Here is a 5,761-nt window from a genome sequence, read left to right as displayed (position 1 = left end):
CACCGCGGCACAGGGGCACCTGCCTGGTCCGGCGGCAGAGACCCGGTGCCAGTGGCAAAAAGGCACATACCCCGCGGCCGCCATATCCACGCGAAGAACGTCCGCCCAACCATCCGCAATCAGGTCGAGGGTGACAAGCGCTCCTTCCTCGAAGGTGTGCGTCGCGGCGTCTTTACGGTCCCCGGCGACAAGGAGGGCGGCGTCGATTTCCTGCCGGTCCTTAGGGTCGCCGCCGACCACGGTTACGAGGGCTGGCTGGTTATCGAAGCCGAGCAGGACCCGCTCAAGCGCAATCCGTTCGAGTATCAGTCGATGGGGCTGAAGGCGCTGAAGGGTCTTGCGAAGGAAGCTGGATTGGACAAGGGCTGAGTTGACTACCGGAGCCAGGCCGCCCCCCACAGCTTAAAAGGAGAAACGACCATGCCCAATCTCAAGGTCAAGCCGAACGGCACGAACGGCCGCGTCACCCATGTCACGCCGGAGAATGCCGGCTGGACCTATGTGGGCTTCGACCTCCACCGGCTGAAGCCGGGCGAAACTGCAGCCGGCGAGACCGGCGACCGCGAGGTCTGCCTCGTCTGGGTGAGCGGCAAGGGCAAGGCGAAGGCCGGTACCAAGGATTTCGGTACGCTCGGCGAGCGCATGAGCCCCTTTGAGGGTAGCCCGCATGCGCTTTATATCCCGATGGAATCGACCTGGTCGGTGACGGCCGAGACCGATCTGGAACTCGCCGTCTGCTCGGCACCGGGTGGCGGCACCTACGAGGCGAAGGCCATCCCGCCGGGCACGCATCCGGCACTCGCGCGCGGCAAGGGCACGAATGTCCGCTACGTCAACAACATCATGCCGGAGGACGACAGCTCGGCGCATTCGTTGCTGGTCGTCGAAGTCATCACGCCGGGCGGCCATACGTCTTCCTATCCGCCGCACAAGCACGACCAGGACGACCTGCCGAACGAAAGCTTCCTCGAAGAGACCTATTACCACCGCCTGAACCCGCCCCAGGGCTTCGGCTTCCAGCGCGTCTACACCGACGACCGCTCGCTGGACGAGGTGATGGTGCTGGAAGACGGCGATGTGACGCTGGTACCGAAGGGCTACCACCCCTGTGCTGCCTGCCACGGCTACGACCTTTACTATCTCAACGTGATGGCCGGTCCGAAGCGCATCTGGAAGTTCCACAATGCGCGCGAGCACGAATGGCTGCTAAAGGCGTAGCGCCGCCTTCGATCGCTAAATAATCTGACAGCGCGAAAGCCGCGCAGGTGGTTCACTGCCTTCATCCAATCAGAAAGGATGGAGGATCACCATGCGCGGCCCAAGCTTTATCCCGTCGAGGCAGTTCCGTTCCTCGCCTGAGACGCGGCCATGGCTGCTTGCAATCCTCATCGCGGCAGAGCGCTGGATGGCCGAACGGCGCAACCGCAACGCCCTGCTCGAGCTTTCAGACGACCAGCTCAAGGATATCGGTCTTTCGCGCGGCCAGACCGAAAGCGACGTCCATGTCTATTCACGCTATTGAGGTGTGATACCGTGCAACCAGGACGAACCCCGTATCGCCGCCTATCAGACCTGGAAGGTTCGATGCCGCAGATATCAACCGCCCTGCTCTTGAAGACGAAGATCGTGACGATCCGTGACATCGTCTGCAGTGGGGAGTGCCGTCACAAGAGCGGCGAGGAATACGCCCACAGGACAAGCCTCGTCTATCCCTATCGCGGCGTCTTCATGCGCCATGTCGGCTGCAACGATGCGGTGGCCGAAGCCAACCAGATGCAGTTCTTCAATGCCGGCCAGGGTTACCGGATCAGTCATCCGGACGAAGGCGGCGATGCCTGCATCGATCTGGCGATCGACGAATCCGTTCTTGCAGAGCTTGCGCCGAAGGAGCAGGTGCAGGCAGGCGAACTCCTCTCCTTCCGCCGCCAGCGCCGCCGGATCGATCCGCGCGCGCAGGCCCTGGTTGCGCTGTTGCGCCATGGCCTGCACCGGAAAGCAGCCGAGCCGCTTGAGGCCGAGACACTGGCGTTGACACTCGTGCGCCGCTCGCTAGGCGAGCGCACCTCGCATGCAGCGGGCGCCAGCGCCGGACGGCAGAAGCTCGTCGACCGGGCAAAGCTTGTGCTCTCTTCAGATCTCGCGCGCCGCTGGACCCTGGCCGAGATCTCCAACGAAGTCGGCGTCTCGCCCGTCTACCTCACCCAGGTTTTCCAGCAGGTGGAAGCGACGCCGCTCTATCGCTATCAACTGCGGCTGCGCCTTGCCCGCGCCCTTGATCTTCTTGGAATATACGAGGATCTGACCGCGCTCGGCCTCGATCTGGGCTTCTCGAGCCACAGCCACTTCAGTGCCTCCTTCAAGCAGGCCTTCGGCCAGACGCCCGCCGAATTTCAGCGCCTGGCGCGACTGAGGTGATGCGCCGGCCGATCGCTAAAGATTTGGACAGCGCCGATGGCCCCTTGATGATCTTATGATCCTGTCCCGGTCGCGGGACGATCAACCGGAGGATCATCAGATGAAGAAGACTACATGCGCTGCCTGCGACTGCGAACTCGGTCGCGAGGCTATCAGCGTCAAACTTGGCGGCAAAACCGTCGAGGTCTGCTGCGAAGAATGCGCCGCAGCGCTGAAGGAGGCCGACGCCGCTGCAACCGCAGCGACGACCGCCAAGAACTAAGGTCAGGACCTCTCCCGCGGCTAGATATCGAGTACCAGATGCGGCTGGCCGTTCGATGTCTTCCGCGGCGAGACGCCGTTCGTGTCAATCTGCGCGTTGATGCGCTGCCGGAACGCCGAGAAACTCTCGAAGGTCACGACATCCACCGGTTCATCGAAATGGATGGTGATCTTGTGAAGCCCACCGCCGGTCTCTGCGAGAGCCAGAACCTTGCCGGTAAATGGCTGGTTCAGGTAGCGGCCGCGCACGTGCGAGCCCACGGAGAGCGCGGCGATGGGATCGGCGTTCGGCTTTGTTGCGAGAGCCGAAAGCGTATTCCAATCGCGCACGCCGTGTTGCTGGGCAACGAGTTCGAGCGCGGCACTGTGCGAAATCGCAGTACCGCGCGGTTCCATCGCCTGGCGGAGCCGCTTTGCCTGCGCCTTCAATTCATCGATGGTAAGATAGGTCGTCATGTGCTGAGCCTTTCGGATGGCATGCCATTTTGACTGCAAAGGGGAGCTCGCATTGCCGTCAGTCAGCATGCACCAAATTGGCTGCGACGTGAACTTTAAGGACTTCACCATGGACTTTCATCCGCGAGCGGCCGGCGCCTCGAACCGGTGCTTGATATGGGCGAAGCGGCCTGCTCTGTCAAGAATTGCCCCAGAATGGACCGCCCGGTTCTTCCGCCCTTGTCGAAATCAAGATTTTTTCGTCCAGCTACGCATAAGGCTCAAATTCTATTGATCCGGTTCAGTACCTGTCAGCATTCATGCGTTACCTTTCAATCGTACAACGAGTGGAGGCTGAAATGGCCTTTCAGACGCACCTCAACGACGACAGTAACGAGCAGGAGAAATCCTATCGGGATTTCTCGCTCGACCGGCCCGGCAAGATCATTTTCGTCGGCCATCACCTCAGCACCGGCACGCAGGTCCGCTGCCTGATCCGCACCATCAATCTCCCCGGCGCCGTCCTCGAAGTGAGCCCGACACTCGAGGTTCCGAACCATTTCTTCCTGGAAATCCTCGGCATCCGCGACGAGATTGGTTCGACGGTCGGCAAACGCGAAGGCGAGCTTGTGACGATCAGCTGCAACATGCTGATCAACGCCGAATTCCTGCACCATGTGCTGCGCCTGAGCTTCGAAGCGGACGTGTGACGCACGTTGCGGCCCGGCCGGGAGGGCGGGCACTGTCGCGCGCGGCAAACCACACGATCAACGGCAGGAGCCACCGCAGGCCGTCCCATTCTGGCCCGTCGAGCGGGTCTGCCAGGGGATCGCGGCGACGGCTTCTGTTTCTTGTCTCCAGCTCGTTCCAGAGAACAGCCCAGTTGAGAAGCATTGTCAGGTTCTCCATCTATCTGTTGGAGCACTTGAACTAGGCCTTCGCTGCAGCCGAATGTAGAGCCTGCGGAAGAAAGGGGGTTTTCAAAAATGAAAGACGCGAACTGGGACGATCTTCAACTCTTCTTCCACGTTGCGACCGCCGGAGGACTGTCGGCGGCTGCGTCAAAGACCGGCCTCAGCGCGCCGACGATCGGCCGGCGCATGCTGGCGCTCGAGCGCGCTACGGGCCGGGCGCTCTTCACACGTGGGCCAACCGGCTATCTGCTGGCAAAGGACGGCACGGCGCTTCTGGAGCGCGTGCGCCTGATGCAGGAGGCCGCGCAGTCGATCTCCGACTGGCGCGGCGAAGTGCTGACCCTGCCGATCGTTTCGACGACTGCCGACAGCTGGACGTCGCGTTTCATCGCCGACCACTTGGCAAGAATCTGGACGCCGAAAGACCGGTTCCGCATGTGCTACAAGACCTGCGACGCGGGCGTCGATTTCACCTATCGCGAAGCGCATATCGCCATCCGGCACAGCCGTCCGGAAAACGGCAATATCGCGATCCGGCGTTCGGTGACGGTAGCGCACGCCGCCTACCAGGCGGCAAGCTTCGACGATGACAACCGCAACTGGATTTCGCTGGGCACCGACATCGCGATCACACCGGCGGACAAATGGACCTTCGAGCAGCCGGACTATTGGATCACCGGCTGGACGAACACGCCACATATGCTCTTCCACCTGATCCGCGGCGGCGCCGGCCGCGGCGTGCTGCCATGCTTCATAGGCGATGGGGAGCCTGGCCTGACGCGCGCCGGACCGATCATCGAGCCACTCACTTATGACATGTGGATCACGGCGCATGACGACGAGCGCCAGCGTCCGGAGGTACGCACGGTCATCGACAGACTTGCGGCGCTTTTCGGCGAGAACCGGGATATGTTTGCAGGGCGAAAGAGCGGTGGTTAACATCTTCCCCGCTTGAAGATTTCGGAAGCTCCGCCGATAGTTATCGCTTCAACGCAGAGCCGCTGCCCTTCCTCCGCGATCATAGACGCCGTGTTCCGACCAGGATGTCGATTGCAGCATCGTGGTCGGCATGGGCGCGAAAGCCGCATTGGCACCAGCTGACGCTTTTCGATACTACTTCATCGTCGGCATGACGAATTCGGCGCCGTCCTTGATGCCTGACGGCCAGCGGGCGGTCACGGTCTTGGTCTTGGTCCAGAACTTGATCGAGTCCGTACCGTGCTGGTTGAGGTCGCCGAAGCTGGAGGCCTTCCAGCCGCCGAAGGAGTGATAGGCGAGCGGAACCGGGATCGGGACGTTGATGCCGATCATGCCGATATTGATGCGCGAGGCAAAGTCGCGGGCGGCATCGCCGTCGCGGGTATAGATGGCGACGCCGTTGCCGTATTCGTGCTTCATCGGCAGATCGAGGGCCTCTTCGTAGTTCTTGGCGCGCACGACCGAAAGCACGGGTCCGAAGATTTCGGTCTTGTAGATATCCATGTCAGGCGTGACGTGATCGAAGAGCGAACCGCCGACGAAATAGCCGTCTTCATAACCCTGCAGCTTGAAGCCGCGGCCGTCGACGACGAGTTTCGCGCCCTGCTCGACGCCGCGATCGATCAGGCTATTGACGCGGGCATAGGCTTCCTTGGTGACGAGCGGTCCCATGTCGGCCTTGTCATCGGTATAAGGGCCGATGCGAAGCGACTCGATCTTCGGGGCAAGCTTCTCGACGAGGCGGTGTGCTGTGTCCT

At 61.7% G+C, this 5,761-nt stretch carries 9 protein-coding genes and 1 pseudogene; 7 read left to right on the top strand and 3 right to left on the bottom strand.

The features are described 5' to 3' along the window. The 5 genes and pseudogenes from C9413_RS26610 to C9413_RS26590 form a co-directional block, all read left to right on the top strand. Positions 1-369: pseudogene (locus C9413_RS26610) on the top strand (myo-inosose-2 dehydratase); the annotation flags it as partial. Between the two features lie 51 nt (positions 370-420). Further along, positions 421-1,218: a 5-deoxy-glucuronate isomerase gene (gene iolB / locus C9413_RS26605; protein ID WP_039844399.1), complete on the top strand. Its 798-nt coding sequence runs from the start codon at positions 421-423 to the stop codon at positions 1,216-1,218. A gap of 91 nt (positions 1,219-1,309) precedes the next feature. Then, positions 1,310-1,522, top strand: a complete 213-nt coding sequence (locus C9413_RS26600; protein WP_039844398.1) for a DUF1127 domain-containing protein — start codon at positions 1,310-1,312, stop codon at positions 1,520-1,522. A gap of 62 nt (positions 1,523-1,584) precedes the next feature. After that, complete coding sequence (locus tag C9413_RS26595) at positions 1,585-2,415, top strand: helix-turn-helix domain-containing protein (RefSeq protein WP_170251127.1); 831 nt, start codon at positions 1,585-1,587, stop codon at positions 2,413-2,415. Positions 2,416-2,515: 100 nt separating this feature from the next. Next, entirely contained in the window at positions 2,516-2,677 is a 162-nt protein-coding gene (locus C9413_RS26590; RefSeq protein WP_166677406.1) for a hypothetical protein, read from the top strand. Between the two features lie 20 nt (positions 2,678-2,697). Here C9413_RS26590 and C9413_RS26585 read toward each other — a convergent pair whose 3' ends face one another. Further along, positions 2,698-3,132 carry a glyoxalase superfamily protein gene (locus C9413_RS26585; RefSeq protein WP_039846691.1) on the bottom strand — a complete coding sequence of 145 codons (435 nt, stop codon included), beginning with the start codon at positions 3,130-3,132 and terminating at the stop codon, positions 2,698-2,700. A gap of 338 nt (positions 3,133-3,470) precedes the next feature. Here C9413_RS26585 and C9413_RS26580 point away from each other — a divergent pair, with 338 nt between their 5' ends. Continuing rightward, positions 3,471-3,821: a hypothetical protein gene (locus C9413_RS26580; RefSeq protein WP_170251126.1), complete on the top strand. Its 351-nt coding sequence runs from the start codon at positions 3,471-3,473 to the stop codon at positions 3,819-3,821. Here the strand turns inward: C9413_RS26580 and C9413_RS33840 are convergent. Then, on the bottom strand, positions 3,766-4,005 hold the full coding sequence (locus C9413_RS33840; RefSeq protein WP_082046499.1) for a hypothetical protein: 240 nt from the start codon (positions 4,003-4,005) through the stop codon (positions 3,766-3,768). The genes C9413_RS26580 and C9413_RS33840 overlap by 56 nt on opposite strands. Positions 4,006-4,097: 92 nt before the next feature. Between C9413_RS33840 and C9413_RS26575 the strand changes: the two genes are divergently transcribed. After that, positions 4,098-4,964, top strand: a complete 867-nt coding sequence (locus tag C9413_RS26575) for a LysR family transcriptional regulator (protein WP_039844394.1) — start codon at positions 4,098-4,100, stop codon at positions 4,962-4,964. A 174-nt stretch (positions 4,965-5,138) separates the two neighbouring features. On the opposite strand, the gene C9413_RS26570 is transcribed toward C9413_RS26575, so the two are convergent. Continuing rightward, positions 5,139-5,761: aldehyde dehydrogenase family protein (locus C9413_RS26570; protein ID WP_170251125.1), on the bottom strand; the 623-nt coding region annotated here is incomplete at its 5' end.

The sequence above is a fragment of the Rhizobium sp. SEMIA 4085 genome (genome assembly GCF_013004495.1).
Lineage (GTDB): Bacteria > Pseudomonadota > Alphaproteobacteria > Rhizobiales > Rhizobiaceae > Rhizobium > Rhizobium gallicum.
This window is presented reverse-complemented; position numbering and strand designations above follow the sequence as displayed.

What these genes read in the sequence shown, in the direction of transcription:
- iolB (WP_039844399.1), top strand. Translation starts at nt 421, where the DNA reads ATGCCCAATCTCAAGGTCAAGCCGAACGGCACGAACGGCCGCGTCACC.
- C9413_RS26600 (WP_039844398.1), top strand. Translation starts at nt 1,310, where the DNA reads ATGCGCGGCCCAAGCTTTATCCCGTCGAGGCAGTTCCGTTCCTCGCCT.
- C9413_RS26595 (WP_170251127.1), top strand. Translation starts at nt 1,585, where the DNA reads ATGCCGCAGATATCAACCGCCCTGCTCTTGAAGACGAAGATCGTGACG.
- C9413_RS26590 (WP_166677406.1), top strand. Translation starts at nt 2,516, where the DNA reads ATGAAGAAGACTACATGCGCTGCCTGCGACTGCGAACTCGGTCGCGAG.
- C9413_RS26585 (WP_039846691.1), bottom strand. Translation starts at nt 3,132, where the DNA reads ATGACGACCTATCTTACCATCGATGAATTGAAGGCGCAGGCAAAGCGG.
- C9413_RS26580 (WP_170251126.1), top strand. Translation starts at nt 3,471, where the DNA reads ATGGCCTTTCAGACGCACCTCAACGACGACAGTAACGAGCAGGAGAAA.
- C9413_RS33840 (WP_082046499.1), bottom strand. Translation starts at nt 4,005, where the DNA reads ATGCTTCTCAACTGGGCTGTTCTCTGGAACGAGCTGGAGACAAGAAAC.
- C9413_RS26575 (WP_039844394.1), top strand. Translation starts at nt 4,098, where the DNA reads ATGAAAGACGCGAACTGGGACGATCTTCAACTCTTCTTCCACGTTGCG.